This window comes from Paraburkholderia sp. MM5496-R1 (assembly GCF_050436205.1).
GTDB lineage: Bacteria > Pseudomonadota > Gammaproteobacteria > Burkholderiales > Burkholderiaceae > Paraburkholderia > Paraburkholderia tuberum.
The window spans coordinates 2,508,630-2,526,990 of sequence record NZ_JBNDLT010000002.1 but is presented as its reverse complement, the minus strand read 5'-3'; the positions used below and the strand labels follow the sequence as shown (position 1 = coordinate 2,526,990).

12 protein-coding genes and 1 pseudogene are annotated in these 18,361 nt (G+C 61.8%); 11 read left to right on the top strand and 2 right to left on the bottom strand.

The window, feature by feature from the left end; genetic code table 11:
* The first annotated feature begins 97 nt into the window (after positions 1–97).
* The 4 genes and pseudogenes from dnaA to OKW38_RS18595 all read left to right on the top strand — a co-directional run bounded on the left by dnaA (position 98) and on the right by OKW38_RS18595 (position 7,406).
* Positions 98–1,697: pseudogene (gene dnaA, locus OKW38_RS18610) on the top strand (chromosomal replication initiator protein DnaA).
* Positions 1,698–2,227: 530 nt separating this feature from the next.
* Entirely contained in the window at positions 2,228–3,331 is a 1,104-nt protein-coding gene (gene dnaN / locus OKW38_RS18605) for a DNA polymerase III subunit beta (protein WP_090802283.1), read from the top strand.
* Between the two features lie 114 nt (positions 3,332–3,445).
* Positions 3,446–5,917, top strand: a complete 2,472-nt coding sequence (gene gyrB, locus OKW38_RS18600; RefSeq protein WP_090802282.1) for a DNA topoisomerase (ATP-hydrolyzing) subunit B — start codon at positions 3,446–3,448, stop codon at positions 5,915–5,917.
* Positions 5,918–6,410: 493 nt separating this feature from the next.
* Positions 6,411–7,406 (top strand): dienelactone hydrolase family protein, encoded by a 996-nt coding sequence (locus OKW38_RS18595; protein ID WP_429362626.1) that lies wholly within the window; start codon positions 6,411–6,413, stop codon positions 7,404–7,406.
* 456 nt (positions 7,407–7,862) lie between these two features.
* Here the strand turns inward: OKW38_RS18595 and OKW38_RS18590 are convergent, their stop codons facing one another.
* The gene (locus tag OKW38_RS18590; protein WP_429362624.1) at positions 7,863–8,744 is read right to left on the bottom strand and encodes an AraC family transcriptional regulator; all 882 of its coding nucleotides are present in this window, start codon (positions 8,742–8,744) and stop codon (positions 7,863–7,865) included.
* Between the two features lie 328 nt (positions 8,745–9,072).
* On the opposite strand from OKW38_RS18590, the gene OKW38_RS18585 reads away from it, so the two are divergent.
* Together OKW38_RS18585 and eutC are read left to right on the top strand one after the other, a co-directional pair.
* Positions 9,073–10,467 (top strand): ethanolamine ammonia-lyase subunit EutB, encoded by a 1,395-nt coding sequence (locus OKW38_RS18585; RefSeq protein ID WP_429362622.1) that lies wholly within the window; start codon positions 9,073–9,075, stop codon positions 10,465–10,467.
* Entirely contained in the window at positions 10,464–11,255 is a 792-nt protein-coding gene (gene eutC / locus OKW38_RS18580; protein ID WP_429362621.1) for an ethanolamine ammonia-lyase subunit EutC, read from the top strand. The genes OKW38_RS18585 and eutC overlap by 4 nt, the downstream gene beginning before the upstream one ends.
* A gap of 31 nt (positions 11,256–11,286) precedes the next feature.
* Here the strand turns inward: eutC and OKW38_RS18575 are convergent, their stop codons facing one another.
* Positions 11,287–13,605 (bottom strand): heavy metal translocating P-type ATPase, encoded by a 2,319-nt coding sequence (locus OKW38_RS18575; protein WP_429362620.1) that lies wholly within the window; start codon positions 13,603–13,605, stop codon positions 11,287–11,289.
* Positions 13,606–13,686: 81 nt separating this feature from the next.
* On the opposite strand from OKW38_RS18575, the gene cadR reads away from it, so the two are divergent.
* The 5 genes from cadR (at position 13,687) to OKW38_RS18550 (ending at position 18,223) form a co-directional block, all read left to right on the top strand.
* The gene (gene cadR / locus OKW38_RS18570; protein WP_090802273.1) at positions 13,687–14,118 is read left to right on the top strand and encodes a Cd(II)/Pb(II)-responsive transcriptional regulator; all 432 of its coding nucleotides are present in this window, start codon (positions 13,687–13,689) and stop codon (positions 14,116–14,118) included.
* A 122-nt stretch (positions 14,119–14,240) separates the two neighbouring features.
* Positions 14,241–14,441 (top strand): hypothetical protein, encoded by a 201-nt coding sequence (locus OKW38_RS18565; RefSeq protein WP_429362619.1) that lies wholly within the window; start codon positions 14,241–14,243, stop codon positions 14,439–14,441.
* A 23-nt stretch (positions 14,442–14,464) separates the two neighbouring features.
* Positions 14,465–15,868, top strand: coding sequence for an ATP-dependent RNA helicase DbpA (dbpA, locus tag OKW38_RS18560; protein ID WP_090802270.1), 1,404 nt, complete (start codon positions 14,465–14,467; stop codon positions 15,866–15,868).
* A 341-nt stretch (positions 15,869–16,209) separates the two neighbouring features.
* Positions 16,210–17,364, top strand: coding sequence for a pyridoxal phosphate-dependent aminotransferase (locus OKW38_RS18555; protein WP_429362618.1), 1,155 nt, complete (start codon positions 16,210–16,212; stop codon positions 17,362–17,364).
* A gap of 64 nt (positions 17,365–17,428) precedes the next feature.
* Complete coding sequence (locus OKW38_RS18550) at positions 17,429–18,223, top strand: ABC transporter substrate-binding protein (protein WP_090802267.1); 795 nt, start codon at positions 17,429–17,431, stop codon at positions 18,221–18,223.
* The last annotated feature ends 138 nt before the right edge of the window (positions 18,224–18,361 follow it).

Here is an 18,361-nt window from a genome sequence, read left to right as displayed (position 1 = left end):
CGCCTGGGGCCGTTACGCCTGGCTGCTCAGGGCCTTGTTGCGCGTGCGCGACAGGGGCAGCGGCGACCGCCGTGCACACCATAACGATAGCAACTTGATGAACGAATTCTGGCAACACTGTTCCGCATTGCTGGAGCGTGAGCTTACGCCCCAGCAGTACGTGACGTGGATCAAACCCTTGGCCCCGGTCGCCTTCGACGCCGATGCGAACACGTTGAGCATTGCCGCGCCGAACCGCTTCAAGCTCGACTGGGTCAAGAGCCAGTTCTCCGGCCGCATCGCGGATATGGCCCGCGATTTCTGGCATGCGCCGGTGGACGTGCAATTCGTATTGGATCCGAAGGCAGGCATGCGTAGCCCAACGGCCGCGGCGCCGGCTCCGTCGTCGGCACGCCCGGCTTCGGCCGCGCCGCAGGGCGGTAATGCCGGCGGCGTCGCGGCCGTCGATGCGGCTGTCGGCGCCGTGCACGCCGCGCATGCCGCGCGCGCGAATCCCGCAGCCGCGGCTGCGGCGCTCGCAGCGCAAAAACGCGAATTCGCGCAGCGCCGCCGAAGACGTCGCAGACCTCGATCTGCCGAGCCTGGACGCGAACGAAGCCGCCGCCGGACGTCGCACGTGGCGCCCAGGCCAAGGCGTGGGCGCGACGGCATCCAGCGAGAGCGACTCGATGTACGAGCGCTCGAAGCTGAACCCCGTGCTGACCTTCGACAACTTCGTGACCGGTAAGGCGAATCAGCTCGCGCGCGCCGCGGCGATCCAGGTCGCCGACAACCCCGGCATTTCGTATAACCCGCTGTTCCTGTACGGTGGCGTGGGCCTCGGCAAGACACACCTGATCCATGCTATTGGAAATCAGTTGCTGATGGACAAACCCGGCGCGCGGATTCGCTACATCCATGCGGAACAGTACGTGTCCGATGTCGTGAAGGCGTACCAGCGCAAGGCGTTCGACGACTTCAAGCGCTACTACCACTCGCTCGACCTGCTGCTGATCGACGATATTCAGTTCTTCTCGGGCAAGTCGCGCACGCAGGAGGAATTCTTCTACGCTTTTGAGGCGCTGGTCGCCAACAAGGCGCAAGTGATCATCACGAGCGATACGTATCCGAAGGAAATCTCGGGTATCGACGATCGCCTGATCTCGCGCTTCGACTCCGGCCTGACGGTGGCGATCGAGCCGCCCGAACTCGAAATGCGCGTCGCGATTCTGATGCGCAAGGCGCAATCGGAGTTCGTGAGCCTGAATGAGGATGTCGCGTTCTTCGTCGCGAAGCATCTCCGCTCGAACGTGCGCGAGCTCGAGGGCGCGCTGCGCAAGATCCTCGCGTATTCGAAGTTCCACGGCCGCGAAATCACGATCGAACTGACCAAGGAAGCGCTGAAAGACCTGCTGACGGTGCAGAACCGGCAGATTTCGGTGGAAAACATCCAGAAAACGGTCGCCGACTTCTACAGCATCAAGGTCGCGGACATGTATTCGAAGAAGCGTCCGGCGAACATCGCGCGGCCGCGGCAGATCGCGATGTACCTGGCGAAGGAATTGACGCAGAAGAGTCTGCCGGAAATCGGCGAGCTTTTCGGCGGGCGTGACCACACGACGGTGCTGCACGCGGTGCGCAAGATCGCCGACGAGCGCAGCAAGGACGCGCAGCTGAATCACGAACTGCACGTGCTGGAGCAGACGCTGAAGGGCTAAACGGGCTGGCCGCACGCGACCGTGAAACGGACGTCGGCGGCAGGAAACGCTGGAAGCGGCTACGCAGTGGTTTGAATGAGGCCGCGAAAACGCTGTAAATCGAGAAACGGGCAGGGGACTCACAACCCGGCGGCGCTGTCGGGTCCGAACGGGAAATGACAAGGAACGCGACGGTAAGCGGGCAGAAGCGACGTAAAAGGCGCGGCAAACCCGTGACGAATTTGCGGCGCAACCGGCCAGAAGTGGCGGAACAACGAGCCTGCGAACCGGTAGCGCCGCGCAGCGGCGCGACAAGTCGGCGGCAGCCCGGACCACGCCCTACAAAATCGACCTGTTTATTCCCGAACTCGCCCCCAATTTAGTGAGGCGGTCCCGTTTTCAGGCACAATACAGGTTTAACCGCCCGGCGGCGACGGGCGGATTTCACGCCGTGTCGGGCGCTTTTCAGGGCGCCGGCGGGGAGCCGTGGCTGCGCGCTGAAACGCTTGTCCCGTAAGGCGTGCAGGCCGTTATACCAACGAAGGAACCCTATGCAACTGGTCAAGACCGAACGCGACAACCTCCTCAGGCCGCTGCAAACCGTGAGCGGCATCGTCGAACGCCGCCATACGTTGCCGATCCTCGCCAATTTGCTGATCACCAAGAACGGTCCTGACGTATCGTTCCTGTCGACCGACCTGGAGTTGCAGATCACCACGCGCGCCGATTTCGGCGTGGGCGGCGATTCGGTCGCGACCACGGTGGCAGCGCGCAAGCTCCTCGACATTCTGCGCGCGATGCCTGACGGCCAGGTCACGCTGACGCTGAACGACAAGCGTCTGACCGTGCAATCCGGCAAGAGCCGCTTTGCGCTGCAGACGCTCGCCGCGGACGAATTCCCGACCGTCGCTCAGGCCAAAGACTACGGCGCGAGCCTGGTGGTTCCTCAAAAGACGTTCCGCCAGTTGCTCGGCATGGTCCATTTCTCGATGGCCCAGCAGGACATCCGCTACTACCTGAACGGCATGCTGCTGGTGGTGGACGGCGATCAGCTGATGGCGGTCGCGACCGACGGTCACCGTCTCGCGTTCTCGTCGATGAAGATCGAGGGCTCCTTCGCGCGCCACGAAGTGATCATTCCGCGCAAGACGATTCTCGAACTGCAGCGCCTGCTCGAAGACATCGACGACACGCTGAAGATCGACATCGCGCAGACGCAGGTCAAGTTCACGTTCGGTCAGGTTGAACTCGTGTCGAAGCTCGTGGAAGGCAAGTTCCCCGACTTCCAGCGCGTGATTCCGAAGTCGCACAAGAACAAATTCCAGATTGGCCGCGAAGAACTGCAGCGTTCGCTGCAACGCGCGGCGATTCTGACGTCGGATAAGTTCAAGGGCGTGCGCTGCATCGTCGAGCCGGGCCAGTTGAAGATCATGTCGACCAACGCCGATCAGGAAGAGGCGCAGGAAGAACTGGAAATCGCATACGACGGCGACAGCGTCGATATCGGGTTCAACGTCACGTATCTGCTCGACGTGCTCGCGAATTTGAAGGTCGACATGCTGCAGGTGAGCCTGGGTGATGCCAGCTCCAGCGCGTTGATCACGATTCCCGAGAACGACGAATTCAAGTACGTGGTGATGCCGATGCGCATCTGACGCGTCCAACATCAAGAAGAACACCAAGGGGCGCAGCGCCCCTTTGGCGTTTTTATGGCGTTTTGAAAAGTCCAGAGCAGCAACCTTGCAGTAACGCAGAACCGGAAAAAATCCATGACTGAAACGAACAATACGCAGCCCGATAACAGCTACGGCGCCTCGTCCATCCAGATCCTCGAAGGTCTGGAAGCCGTGCGCAAGCGGCCTGGGATGTACATCGGGGATACATCGGATGGCACCGGTTTGCACCACCTCGTGTTCGAAGTGCTCGACAACTCGATCGACGAAGCGCTCGCCGGGCATTGCAACGACATCCAGGTGATCATCCACGCGGACAACTCGATCTCGATCACCGACAACGGCCGCGGCGTGCCGACCGGCCTCAAGATGGACGACAAGCACGATCCGAAGCGCAGCGCCGCCGAAATCGTGATGACCGAGCTGCACGCCGGCGGCAAGTTCGACCAGAACAGCTACAAGGTGTCGGGCGGCCTGCACGGCGTGGGCGTGTCGTGCGTGAACGCGCTGTCGGCGTGGTTGCGCCTCACCGTGCGCCGCGACGGCAAGAAGCACTTCATGGAATTCCACCGTGGTGTGCCGCAGAACCGCGTGCTCGAAGAGATCGACGGCGTGACCACGTCGCCGATACAGGTGATCGGCGACACCGAAAACCGCGGCACCGAAGTGCATTTCATGGCCGATGAAAAGATTTTCGGCAATGTTGAATACCACTACGACATTCTCGCGAAGCGGATTCGTGAGCTTTCGTTCCTCAATAACGGCGTGCGGATTCGATTGGTGGATCAGCGCTCGGGTAAGGAAGAGGATTTCGCGTTCGTCGGCGGCGTGAAGGGTTTTGTCGAGTACATCAACAAGAACAAGTCCGTGCTGCACCCGAACATCTTCCACATCATCGGCGAGAAGGATGGTGTGGGCGTCGAAGTGGCGATGCAGTGGAACGACAGCTACAACGAAAACGTGCTGTGCTTCACGAACAACATTCCGCAGCGCGATGGCGGCACGCACCTTACCGGTCTGCGTGCGGCGATGACGCGCGTGCTGAACAAGTACATCGCCGATCACGAAGTCGCGAAGAAGGCGAAGGTCGAAACGTCGGGCGATGACATGCGTGAAGGGCTGTCGTGCGTGCTGTCGGTGAAGGTGCCGGAGCCGAAGTTCAGCTCGCAGACGAAGGACAAGCTGGTGTCGTCGGAAGTGCGCGCGCCGGTGGAAGAAGTGGTCGCAAAGGCGCTCGAGGAATTCCTGCTCGAGACGCCGGGCGACGCGAAGATCATCTGCGGCAAGATCGTCGATGCGGCGCGTGCGCGCGACGCGGCGCGCAAGGCGCGTGAGATGACGCGCCGTAAGGGCGTGCTCGATGGCGTCGGTTTGCCCGGCAAGCTCGCCGATTGCCAGGAGAAGGATCCGGCGAAGTCGGAGATTTATATCGTCGAGGGTGACTCGGCGGGTGGGTCGGCGAAGCAGGGGCGTGATCGGAAGTTTCAGGCTATCTTGCCGCTGCGCGGCAAGGTGCTGAACGTCGAGAAGGCGCGCTACGACAAGCTGCTTTCTTCCGAGCAGATCGTTACGCTGATTACCGCGCTTGGCTGCGGGATCGGCAAGGAAGATTACAACCTCGACAAGCTGCGCTATCACCGCATCATCATCATGACCGATGCTGACGTCGATGGCGCGCACATCCGGACGCTGTTGTTGACGTTCTTCTATCGGCAGATGCCGGAGATGATCGAGCGCGGGTATATCTATATCGCGCAGCCGCCGCTTTACAAGATCAAGGCGGGGAAGGATGAGCGGTATCTGAAGGATGAGTCGGAAGTCAACGCTCATATTCTTCGGCTCGCGTTGCAGGGGTCGGAGTTGGTGGCTTCTGAAGGTGCGACTCCGATTACCGGGGATGCGTTGGGTGAGTTGGCTCGGGCTTATCTGTTGGCGCAGGCAGTGGTTGACCGGTTGAGCCGGCTGTATGACGCGGGTGCGCTCGAGGCCGTGATGGATGGCGTCGTTATCGACCTCTCCAGCGAGCAGGCGGCCGAAGCTTCGGCTCGCGCGCTTGAGGCGAAGCTGCGGGATGATGCGCTGAAGCCGGAAGTGCGCGTTACGACGATGTATGACCCGGTGCGGGAGCTGCGCTCGCTGCGCGTCGCGCGGACGCATCATGGGAATCAGAAGATTTCTGTGATCGATGAAGAGTTTCAGTTGACTGCGGATTATCAGCAGCTTGTGACGACCGCTAATACGTTCAAGGGGTTGATTGGCTCTGGCGCTGTGATCAAGCGTGGGGAGCGGAGTATGGCTGTCACCGACTTTAAGAGTGCGATGAAGTGGCTGCTGGCTGATGCTGAGAGGAATATGTCCAAGCAGCGCTATAAAGGCCTCGGGGAGATGAATCCGGAGCAGCTTTGGGAGACGACTATGGATCCTGCGGTGCGGCGTCTTCTTCGGGTGCAGATCGAGGATGCTATTGCTGCTGATGGCATCTTTACTACGCTCATGGGGGATGATGTGGAGCCGCGCAGGGCTTTTATTGAGTCGAATGCGTTGAGGGCGGGGAATATCGACGTTTGAGGGTGTATGTAGGTAGACGCATAACCTGAGAAAACGGGCCCGTAAGTTGAGAAACTTATGGGTCTTTTTATTAATAGTCAGGCTGATGAACAATACGTCGACGTGCTGATACTGCTTGAGCTTTTCTTCCTGCTCGCGGAGTCGACATTCAGGCCAAACAGCTGTTGGTGGCTTTCTTCGAGTTTTTGCTCCTCTCCCGTTCAGGAATCAACCTGGGGGCGGCGAAGTGAAATGGGCGCTACGCTCGCGCGTCGACCGCGCTCGGCGGTTCCGGACGGCTAAAGCGACTCGAATCCTCGACTTTCTGGACATGCGCGACCCGGCGAATCGATAAAGTGCCTGCCGTCTGCCGTCTGCCGTCTGCCGTCTGCCGTCTGCCGTCTGCCGTCACTGTCTGTCGTATCACGACAATTCTGTCATTTGCATTGCATTCCTGCCCGGACCGCCTATAACGCTGCATAAATAACTCTGTCCGTACTCATGGGAGACGGCCATGTTCGCAAGTGTGAGAGGCTTGCCGTTCCTTTTGCTAGTCCTTGTGCTCCTTTGCATTCCGCGCGTCCCCTACGCGCAGGTGGCGCGAATCGAAGTCATTCCATTCGAGTCGATGACGCTCACAGACGAGCAATTTCTGGCCGGAAGCGAAGACGGCAAGCGCGTGACGATAGCCGGTGAATTGCGGCTGCCTCGACCCGGGACCGACAGGCTGCCCGCCGTCATACTGCTGCACCCGTCTGGGGGTATCGGCGGCCAGATAGCGGACTGGGAGCAGTGGTTCCTGTCCTTGGGCGTTGCCACTTTCGTTGTCGACAGTTTCACGAGCCGAGGCATAGAAAACACAATCAATGACCAGAGTCAGCTTGGCAGACTCGCTCAGACAGAAGACGCGTATCGCGCGCTCAGCCTTATTTCCAAAAACCCTCATGTCGACGCGAGCCGCGTGATGCTAATGGGCTTTTCCCGTGGAGGGCAAGACACGCTCTACGCGAGCATGGTGCGCTTCCAGAAAGCGCATGCCGATGCGTCGAGTCCAGGATTTGCAGCCTATGTTCCGCTTTACCCAGACTGCAGTGCCCACTACCTCGATGACGACAACGTATCAAAGGCTCCCATTCGCATATTCCATGGAAGCGCAGACAACTATGACCCGGTCGCGCCTTGCAAGGCCTATGTGGAACGGCTGAAAGCCAAGGGGGCGGACGTAGAGCTGACCGAGTTTGCCGGGGTTAATCATATTTTCGATGCGCGCGCCTTCGCACATCCAACCTCCCTGCCGAAAGCGCAAACAGTGCGCAATTGTGCATGGGAAGAACACAGTGCGGGACATTTGCTTAACGTCAGAAGCAACCTGCCGTTCTCATATGCGGACCCCTGTGTCGAACGGGGCGTGACAATCGGGTACGACGAGAGCGCGACGGAGCAAACGAAGAAGGCAATAGCCAACCTGGTTACCACTACGCTTAAGCCGACACCGACACGTGCCCCGTGATTCCGTCGAGACTGGCGGGAACAGCATTGCTTTGGGCTGTTACGTAAAACGCGCGGAGATTTGCTTTCTGCGAGATCTTCAAAAAATGGCCTTCCACCCGAGGCCACTTATCCACATCCCCCTTTGGAAAACTTTTGTAGAAACAGCCGAACACATTGTGGGCGAAACCTTGATAAATGCGCCGCGTTAACCGGTCGGCTAAAACTTTTCCCTGGCTCCGTTAACCTGTCCGCCCGCGCTCCCAAGGGTTATCGATTCTGCAGCGCGTTGATCCGTAAACGAACTTCCACGTTATCCACAGCCGAACGCCCCACTTGTTAACTATTACTACGTATACATATACAAAGACTATAAAAACCGGAGAAGCACGCCGAAACACGCGCAACGTATACGCACATAACGACAGCAACATCGCAGGACGCAGAACCAGCGAGCACCAACCCAGCCACCCACACCTCACCCCAACGGCAAACAAATCTCCGTAACCAACTCCGCAGGCGCAGTCTCCTTGGGACTGTTCAAATACTCCTCAAACACCGGCGCATCCGCTGCCTCCCTCCCAGACTGCACGAGCCAGGTCCCATACAACCACTCATAAGCCGCTCGCATATCGCTATACGGCCCCACATGCCGCAACACCGCATATTCCCCACCGCGTATACGCGTGGCAGAAACCGCCCCACCCATCCCAACAGCCGAAGCCACTTCAGCCATCACAGGCCCCGGCAACAACACAGCCGCCTTCGACCGCAACGCCTTCTCCTCGACCACTCCCGGATCATCGAAGTAAACCCCGATCATCCGCATCTGCGCCTCCAGCAGATTATGTTTCGCAAGCCACCCCAACAAAGCATCAAAAGCCTTTCCGATCTGCATATAAGGTCCGACATGATCGACCGACAAAATTTCCATCGGCTCCACATAGCGAATCACGACCTCACGAATCATCGTCATCTGATCGTCTCCTGAAAGCGCCGGACGAAACCGGCTATGCGTGCCTTGCCTGCGATACTGCGCCGGCGGCACACCAAACACCGCGCGAAACGTCCGCGAAAAAGACTGCAAACTGCTATACCCCGAACGCTCGGCAATCTGAGCAATCGGCATCGAACTACTCGCAAGAAAACCCGCTGCGCGATGCAACCGTAAACGCCGCACGGTCGTCGCGACCGTCTCGCCATACATCGCCTGATAAATCCGGTGCCAGTGATACGGCGACAGACACGCAATCTCCGCAAGCCGTCCTATATCGAGCGGTTCGTCGAGGTGATCGTAGATATGGTCGAGCACGCGTGCGAGTCGCGTCTCGTATCGAGCCCGATGGTCTGATTCGTTCATGACTGGACCGCAGAAAATTGGCGCGAGAGGATGCGAACAAAGTATCACGTCAGCGAGTGTCGGCCGTTTACCAAATCCTGCGGATTTCAAGTGGTGCGCACAAAGGCGATTGAGCGCCTGTTGACCGCGCCCCGTGGACGCGAGCAGGAGCGCCAAACACAGCATCGGCAAACAGCCCCCATCTCCGCAACGTGACGCTGCCGCCGTTTGGCGCTATCGTGTAGTGAGCGGCACCAGCACCAGCACCAGCACCAGCAGCAAGCAACCTGCAGCATGTAACCGCCGTTCCCATTCCTACCCGCGTTCGCGAGGCGATGGAGCCGCAAACATGAGCTACACCGAGTCGATCGGCAGTCGCACGTACCGCTTCGCCGACCTGAAGACCCTGCTCGCGAAAGCGAGCCCGCAACGCTCGGGCGACCAGCTCGCAAGCATCGCGGCAGCGAGCGAAGAAGAGCGGGTCGCCGCCAAAATGGCGCTCGCCGAGGTGCCGCTACGCACGTTCCTGAACGAACCGCTGATCCCCTACGAAACCGACGAAGTCACCCGCCTGATCATCGACGATCACTCGCCAGCAGCCTTCGCCGAAATCTCGCATCTGACGGTAGGCGACTTCCGCAATTGGCTACTCAGCACCACAACCGACACCGACGCACTCACCCGCATCACCGAGGGCCTAACACCAGAAATGGTCGCCGCCGTCTCAAAGCTGATGCGCAACCAGGACCTGATCACCGCCGCCCGTAAACGCCCGGTCATCACACGCTTTCGCAACACGGTCGGTTTACCGGGCCGCATGTCCGTACGCCTGCAACCGAACCATCCAACCGACGACGTCAAAGGCATCGCCGCCTCGATGCTCGACGGCCTGATGTACGGCTGCGGCGACGCGCTGATCGGCATCAACCCCGCGAGCGACAACCTCGCCGCGATCACGAAGCTGCTGCAGATGATCGACGACTTCCGCCAGCGCTATCAGGTACCGACGCAGTCGTGCGTACTCACGCACGTGACGAGCACGATCGCCGCGATGGAAAAAGGCGCGCCGGTCGATCTCGTATTCCAGTCGATCGCCGGTACCGAAAAAGCGAACGCGAGCTTTGGCATTTCGCTCGCGCTGCTGCAGGAAGCGTACGAGGCGGGGCTGTCGCTCCAACGCGGCACCGTCGGCAGCAATCTGATGTACTTCGAAACGGGGCAGGGCAGCGCGTTGTCGGCGGATGCGCATTTCGGCGTTGACCAGCAGACCTGCGAGGCGCGCGCCTATGCGGTCGCGCGCAAGTTCAGGCCGTTTCTGGTGAACACGGTAGTCGGGTTCATCGGCCCCGAGTATTTGTACGATGGCAAACAGATCACGCGCGCGGGTCTCGAGGATCACTTCTGCGGCAAGCTGCTCGGCGTGCCGATGGGTTGCGACATCTGCTACACGAACCACACCGAAGCGGACCAGGACGACATGGACAATCTGCTGACGCTGCTCGGCGTAGCGGGCATCAATTTCATCATGGGCGTACCTGGCGCGGACGACGTCATGCTCAACTATCAGAGCACGTCCTTTCACGACGCGCTGTACGTGCGCGACGTGCTCGGTTTGCGCCGCGCGCCGGAATTCGAGGAATGGCTGGAGTCGATGCAGATCATCGACGCACGCGGCGCGTTGATCGGCCCATCGGCGCGGCAACCGCTGCTCGAAGGTGCGCGCGACTGGATGGGGATTGCATGAGCGAGAACGACGCACTCGACAAGGACCCGTGGAGCGCACTGCGTCGGTTTACGCAGGCACGCATCGCGTTGGGCCGAGCGGGCAACAGCCTGCCGACCGCGCCATTGCTCGCGTTCAATCTCGCGCATGCGCAGGCGCGCGACGCCGTGCACCATCCGCTCGACGTGCGCCCGCTGCACGCACAACTGCGCGCGCAAGGTCTCAACACGCTCGACGTGCATAGCGCCGCGCCGGATCGCGAGCATTATTTGCGGCGCCCTGATCTTGGGCGGCGTCTGTCGGAGGAGAGTCGCGCGACGCTTGCCCGACTGCCATCGCAATCAAGCGATGTGCTGTTTGTGATCGGCGATGGTCTATCGGCGTTCGCCGCATCGAAGCAGGCTGTACCGTTGCTGCAAGCTATACATCCAAAGCTCGCGGGTTGGACCATCGGTCCCGTAGTGGTCGCGCGTCAGGCACGCGTCGCACTCGGCGACGAGATCGGCGAATTGCTCGACGCGAAAATCGTCGTGATGCTGATCGGCGAGCGGCCGGGTTTGAGTTCACCGGATAGCCTCGGCATCTACGTCACGTACGCGCCGAAAACGGGGTGCAGCGACGCCCAGCGCAACTGCATTTCCAACGTGCGCCCGCAAGGCCTCGACTATCCGCAGGCCGCGCACAAGCTGCACTATCTGCTCACGCGGGCGAGGAAGCTGAGACTGACAGGGGTGGGCTTGAAAGACGACAGCGATGAGCTACTAGCCAGCGCTCCGACGCATCCTGCCGTGAACGACGGTTCAGCGTAGGAAGCAACGAGCGTAAATCTCGCACGCCCACTCACTTGCGCAACAACCTCAACCCATTGCCCACTACCAGCAAACTCGCACCGACATCTGCGCACACCGCCATCCACATCGTGCCGAAGCCCATCAACGTCAGCACGAGGAACACGCTCTTGATGCCAAGCGCGAGCGCGATGTTCTGCACCAGCACCCCGTACGTCGCCTTTGACAACCGGATAAACGCCGGAATCTTCCGCAGATCGTCGTCCATCAACGCGACGTCGGCGGTTTCGATCGCGGTGTCGGTACCCATCGCACCCATCGCGAAGCCGATGTCAGCGCGCGCGAGCGCGGGCGCATCGTTGATGCCGTCGCCGACCATGCCGACCGTCGCGCCATCGCTCGACCATTGCGTGAGCGCGTCGAGCTTGTCCTCGGGCAACTGATCGCCGCGCGCTTCATCGACGCCGACCTGCTGCGCGATCGCCGCGGCGGTATGACGGTTGTCGCCGGTCAGCATCGTGGTGCCGACGCCGAGCCGCCGCAATTCGGCGACGGCGGCGCGGCTCGTTTCTTTCACCGTGTCAGCGACCGCAAACAGCGCGAGCACGCGCTGCGCATCGGCGAGCATCACGACGGTTTTGCCGTGCTGTTCGAGCGCATCGAGACGCGCTTCGAGTTGCGGCGAGCAGCGGCCCAACTCTTCGACCAGGCGATGATTGCCGAGCCAGTACGCGATACCGTCGATATCGCCGCGCACGCCGCGTCCAGCGATCGCCTGGAACGCATCGACGTGCAGGTGTTCGACGCCGTCGTCATTGGCGGCAGCAGCGATCGCCATCGAAACAGGGTGGTCGGAGCGGCCCCCGAGGCTTGCCGCGAGCGTGCGGTATCGGAACGTTTCACGCGCGTCACCAACCACCTCAAACTCCGTCTGGACTGGCTTCCCGTGCGTAATCGTCCCGGTCTTATCGAGCGCCAACCGGGTCAGCTTGCGACCCTGTTCGAGATAAACGCCACCCTTGATCAGAATCCCCTTGCGCGCCGCGGCCGCGAGCCCGCTGACGATCGTCACCGGCGTCGAAATGACGAGCGCGCACGGACACGCGATCACGAGCAGCACCAGCGCCTTGTACACCCACGCGTGCCACGCTCCACCGAACACGAGTGGTGGGACCAGAGCGACGGCGAGCGCAATCGCGAACACGATCGGCGTATAAACGCGCGCGAATTCATCGACGAAGCGCTGCGTCGGCGCCTTCGTGCCCTGCGCCTCCTCGACCGCGTGGATGATCCGCGCGAGCGTCGTGTTGCCCGCGGCCGCCGTCACTTGATAATCGAACGAGCCCGCCTGGTTGATCGTGCCGGCGAATACGGCGTCGCCGATCGCCTTGTCGACGGGCAGGCTCTCGCCGGTGATCGGCGCCTGATCGACGCTCGAGCGGCCCGCGACGATTTCGCCATCGAGCGCGATCCGCTCGCCCGGCTTCACGCGCACGAGCGTCCCGGGCACGATCGCGTCGACGCGGACGGGCTGCCACGCTCCATCGGGCTGCTGCACGCTGGCCTGTTCGGGCGTGAGCCGCAGGAGCCCTTCGATCGCGTTGCGCGCGCGGTCGAGCGAGCGCACCTCGATCAGCTCGGCGATCGTGAAGAGCACCATCACCATTGCGGCTTCGGGCCACTGGCCGAGCAGCGCCGCGCCGGTCACGGCGATGCTCATCAGCGCATTGATGTTCAAGTTGCCGTTGCGCAGCGCGACCCAGCCCTTGCGATATGTCGTGAGGCCACAGGAGGCAATCGCGACGACCGCCATACCCGCCACCACCCAGGCCGGCGCGCCGAGCCAGCTAGCGGCTTCTGAGGCTCCCGCGACGATGCCGGCGAGGATCAGGGGCCACCACGGCTTACGCATTGCGTCAGTGGCTGCTTGGGGCACCGCGTCGGCGTTCCCACCCTTTCCGGCGTCGCTTGCCAGTTCGGGCGTGAAGTCGAGCGAGCGCAGGGCGGCGAGGACCGACTCGAGCGCCTCCGGCGCGTGGACGACAGTCAGCACGCGCTGCATCAGGTTGAAGTCCATGCTACGCACGACCGGCATACGGCCGAGTTTCTTGCGGATCAGCGCTTCCTCGGTCGGGCAGTCCATCTGCAGGATGCGGATTGCGGTGCGAAGGTCGTCGTCGAGGGCTTCGGACGGAGGCAGGCGCAGCGACGCAGGCGCAAAAGCGCTAGCGGCGCAGCAAGCGACAGCAGCGTGATCATCGGCGCGGCCGTGATCATGGTCGCGCCGCGCATCAACGTCGCCGCAACCCCCGTGCATACAGGCTTCGTCCAGTTCCGGACGATCGGTGGCAATACGGCTGCTGTCAGGCATTGGTGGCTTCCTCGTGCGATTTGTGGTCTAGTAAACACCCTGAAGCCACTACAAGGTCAAGGCCGCGTGGAGGAAGGGTCCATGAAAATCGGCGAACTGGCGAAAATCGCCCATTGCACGACGGAAACCATCCGTTTCTACGAGAAAGAGCGCCTGCTGCCCGAGGCGGAGCGCACCGAAGCCAATTACCGCAGTTACACGGCAAAGCATGTCGAGCGCCTGCGCTTTATCCGCAATTGCCGCGCGCTCGACATGACTCACGACGAAATCCGCGCATTGCTGCGTCTGACCGACGCGCCGGCGAACGGCTGCGGCGGCATGCATACGCTGGTCGACGAGCACATCGCGCACGTCGACACGCGTATCGAAGAACTGCAGCAGCTGAAGGCGCAACTGACGACGCTGCGCGACCAATGCCACGGCGAGCATCCGGTCGAAGACTGCGGCATCGTGCACGGCCTGACCGACATGGATGTGGCCGTGCCGCGTCCGCGGCATACGCATCTCGGCTGACGCCATGCCTGCCGTCGAGCGCTATCGCGTCACGACGCAGCGCCGGCGCGGCAACCCCATACACGGCAAGGCCGCATATGCGACCTTGCCGATCGATCATCGAATCCAGTTGGAGAATCAACGTGTTCACCTGTAGAAATCAGTCCTGCGGCGCGCAGTGGGAGCAATCCGACGTCGTCATCAAGAACGAAGGCCAGGGGCTGCTGTTCCGCTGCCCGCTGTGCGGCGCGCGCAATTACGTCGAGCGTTTCGACGGCGACAACGGCGCGGTGCTGTACGAGCAGTTGCCGGGCCGCCCCGATCAGGGCCCGATTGCCGAGTAATCTCGATTCCTACAGACGATCCTATGAACAGTCCAACCCCCGCCGGCGCCGCATTCAGCGAGCTGCCGCTACCGCCCGCCACGCTCGCGAACCTGACGCAGCTCGGCTACGTAGAGATGACGCCGATCCAGGCCGCGAGCCTGCCGATCGCGCTCGCCGGTCAAGATCTGATCGCGCAGGCGAAAACCGGTAGCGGCAAGACCGCGGCGTTTTCGCTGGCGCTGCTCGCGCGCCTCGATGTACGCAAATTCGGCACGCAGGCAATGGTGCTGTGCCCGACGCGCGAACTCGCCGATCAGGTCACGCAGGAAATCCGCCGTCTCGCGCGCGCGGAAGAAAACATCAAGGTGCTGACCTTGTGCGGCGGCACACCGATGCGTCCGCAGACGGCGAGCCTCGAACATGGCGCGCACGTCGTGGTCGGCACGCCCGGCCGCATCATGGATCACCTCGAACGCGGCAGCCTCGATCTGCAATCGCTGAACACGCTCGTGCTCGACGAAGCCGACCGCATGCTCGACATGGGTTTCTTCGACGACATCGCGAAGGTCGCCAGGCAATGCCCGAAAGAGCGCCAAACGCTGCTGTTTTCGGCGACGTACCCCGAGGGCATCGCGAAGCTGAGCCAGCAATTCCTGCGAAACCCGAAGGAAGTCAAACTTGCCGAGCGGCACCACGACAGCAAGATCCGTCAGCGCTTCTACGAAGTGACCGAAGACGAGCGTCTGCACGCGGTCGGTCTGCTGTTGAATCACTATCGTCCGGTCAGCACGATCGCGTTCTGCAACACGAAGCAGCAGTGCCGCGATCTGCTCGACGTGCTGCGCGCGCAGGGCTTCCATGCGCTTGCGCTGCACGGCGAACTCGATCAGCGCGAGCGCGATCAGGTGCTGATCCAGTTCGCGAACCGCAGCTGCTCGGTGCTCGTCGCAACCGACGTCGCCGCGCGCGGCCTCGACATCGCGCAACTCGAAGCGGTGATCAACGTCGACGTGACGCCGGACCCGGAAGTGCACACGCATCGCATCGGCCGCACGGGCCGCGCCGATCAGGAAGGCTGGGCGCTGAGTCTCGCGACAATGAACGAGATGGGGCGCGTCGGTGGGATCGAGCAGGCGCACAAGCGCGACGTCGAATGGCACAAGCTGGCCGAGCTGAAGGCGGGCAACAACGAACCGCTGCTGCCGCCGATGGAAACGCTGCAGATCCTCGGCGGCCGCAAGGACAAGATCCGTCCCGGCGACGTGCTCGGCGCGCTGACCGGCGACGCCGGCTTCGCGGGCTCGCAGATCGGCAAGATCAACGTGACCGACATGTCGACCTATGTCGCGGTGGAGCGCAGCATCGCGCGCGAGGCGGTGCGCCGGCTCAGCGCGGGCAAGCTGAAGGGGCGCAAGGTCAAGGTTCGTTTGATGGATGAAGCCTGATTCACCCGAAGCTCCGGCTTTCATTGAAAGTCCAATAACTCGAAAAACGGCCGCGTCAGCGGCCGTTTTCGCGACCGGGCCGCTCAGCATCACATTCCTTCATACCTGCGCAGTTACCCACATTCCCCGAAATCCACACCGCGTCCCCGTAAACCATGAACCCGCCGGCTTAGGCCTGCGTCGAGCGGCTTCGCGCGAGCCATGAAGAAAACGCATGCCGCGCATGACAAAGTTTCGATTGTGAGCGTTCTTTGGCTGATGCCTAATCACCCCACCGGAAGGAACGCCCCGCCGCCGCCATTCGCGCGGCCGCCGGCGGGTGTAGATAGGGAGAAAGTCTTATGCAGAGCGCCATGCAAGCCCGCTCGAAACTGCCGGACGTCGGCACCACCATTTTTACCGTGATCGGCCAACTGGCCGCGCAACACGATGCGTTGAACCTGTCGCAGGGCGCGCCGAATTTCGCGCCGGACCCGAATCTCGTCGACGGCGTCGCGCAGGCGATGCGCGCCGGCCACAACCAGTACGCGCCGATGGCCGGCATCGGCGCGCTGCGCGAAGCGCTCGCCGACAAGGTCGAAACGCTGTACGGCGTGCGCTACGACCCCGCCAGCGAGGTGACCGTGCTCGCGAGCGCGAGCGAAGGTCTTTATTCGACGATCAGCGCGCTCGTGCATCCGGGCGACGAAGTGATCTACTTCGAGCCGTCGTTCGACAGCTACGGTCCGATCGTGCGCCTGCAGGGCGCGAAGCCGGTCGCGATCAAGCTGTCGCTCGATCACTTCCGCGTGAACTGGGATGAAGTCGCCGCCGCGATCACGCCGAAGACGCGCATGATCATCGTCAACACACCGCACAATCCGACCGCGACGATTTTTAGCGACGCCGATATCGAGCGGCTGAAGGCGCTCACGCGCAACACCGACATCGTGATTCTGTCCGACGAGGTCTACGAACACGTCGTGTTCGACGGCGCGAAGCATCAGAGCATGGCGCGCCATCACGAACTCGCCGAGCGCAGCGTGATCGTGTCGTCGTTCGGCAAGTCGTACCACGTGACCGGCTGGCGCGTCGGCTACTGCCTCGCGCCCGCCGCGCTGATGGACGAGATCCGCAAGGTCCATCAGTTCATGGTGTTCTCCGCCGATACGCCGATGCAACACGCGTTCGTCGACGCGCTCGCCAATCGCGACAGCTACCTCGGCCTGTCCGACTTCTATCAGAAGAAACGCGATCTGCTCGCGCATGCGCTGCGCGAATCGCGCTTCGAGCTGTTGCCGAGCGAAGGCAGTTTCTTTATGCTCGCCCGGTTCCGCGGCTTCTCCGATGAAAGCGACAGCGATTTCGTGCTGCGCCTGATCCGCGATGCGCGCGTCGCGACGATTCCGTTGTCGGCGTTCTACACCGACGGCACGGATTCGGGGCTGATTCGCCTGAGTTTCTCGAAGGACGACGCAACGCTGCTCGAAGGCGCGCGGCGTTTGTGTGAAATCTGAGCGGGCGAGAGCACACTCAAAGTATCGAAGTCGTCAAAGTATTCGAAGAATGAAGGGAGATGTCATGAAGTTGCTCAAGTGCTTGTTGGCGCTGGCCTGTGCCGGCGCGTCGCTCGCAACATCGTCGGCGGCAAGCGCCGCCGATACCGCGACGCTGCGTTTCGGCGTCGAAGCGCAGTACCCGCCGTTCGAGTCGAAAGGACCGAACGGCGAACTGCAAGGGCTCGATATCGACGTGGGCAACGCGGTCTGCGCTGCCGCGCACATGACGTGCAAGTGGGTCGAAACCTCGTTCGACGGCCTGATTCCGGCGCTGCAAGGCCGCAAGTTCGACGCGATCAATTCAGCGATGAACGCGACCGAGCAGCGCCGCCAGGCGATCGATTTCACGACCGTCGTCTATCGCGTGCCGTCGCAGCTGATCGCGCGCAGCGACAGCGGTTTGCAGCCGACGCCCGAGTCGCTGAAGGGCAAGCGCATCGGCGTACTGCAAGGCTCGATTCAGGAGACCTTCGCTAAGGTGCATTGGGAACCGGCCGGCGTGATCGTGCTGCCGTATCAGGATCAGAACCAGGTCTATGCCGATCTGACGGCTGGCCGTCTCGACGGCACGCTCGTGCTCGCACCGGCCGGACAAACGGGCTTTCTGTCGAAGCCCGAAGGTAAGGGCTACGCGTTCGTCGGTCAGCCTGTGCGTGACGACAAGATTCTCGGCAGCGGCATCGCATACGGCATTCGCAAGGGTGATACCGCGCTGCGCGATCAGTTGAACGCCGCGATCGCGAAGGTGCAAGCCGACGGCACGGTGAAGACGCTCGCCGCGAAATATCTCGGCAATATCGACGTCAGCGCGAAGTAATCGCGTAGCGTTCGGGCGGCGGCGCCGTTTGCGAGCGGCGCCGCGCGTTCGCTTGTTGGCCATGCGTTTGACGGCTACGATACGTAGGCTTCGCGAAGTCGGAGACAACGGCGAAGTCGGCGGATCAACCGGAGAGCG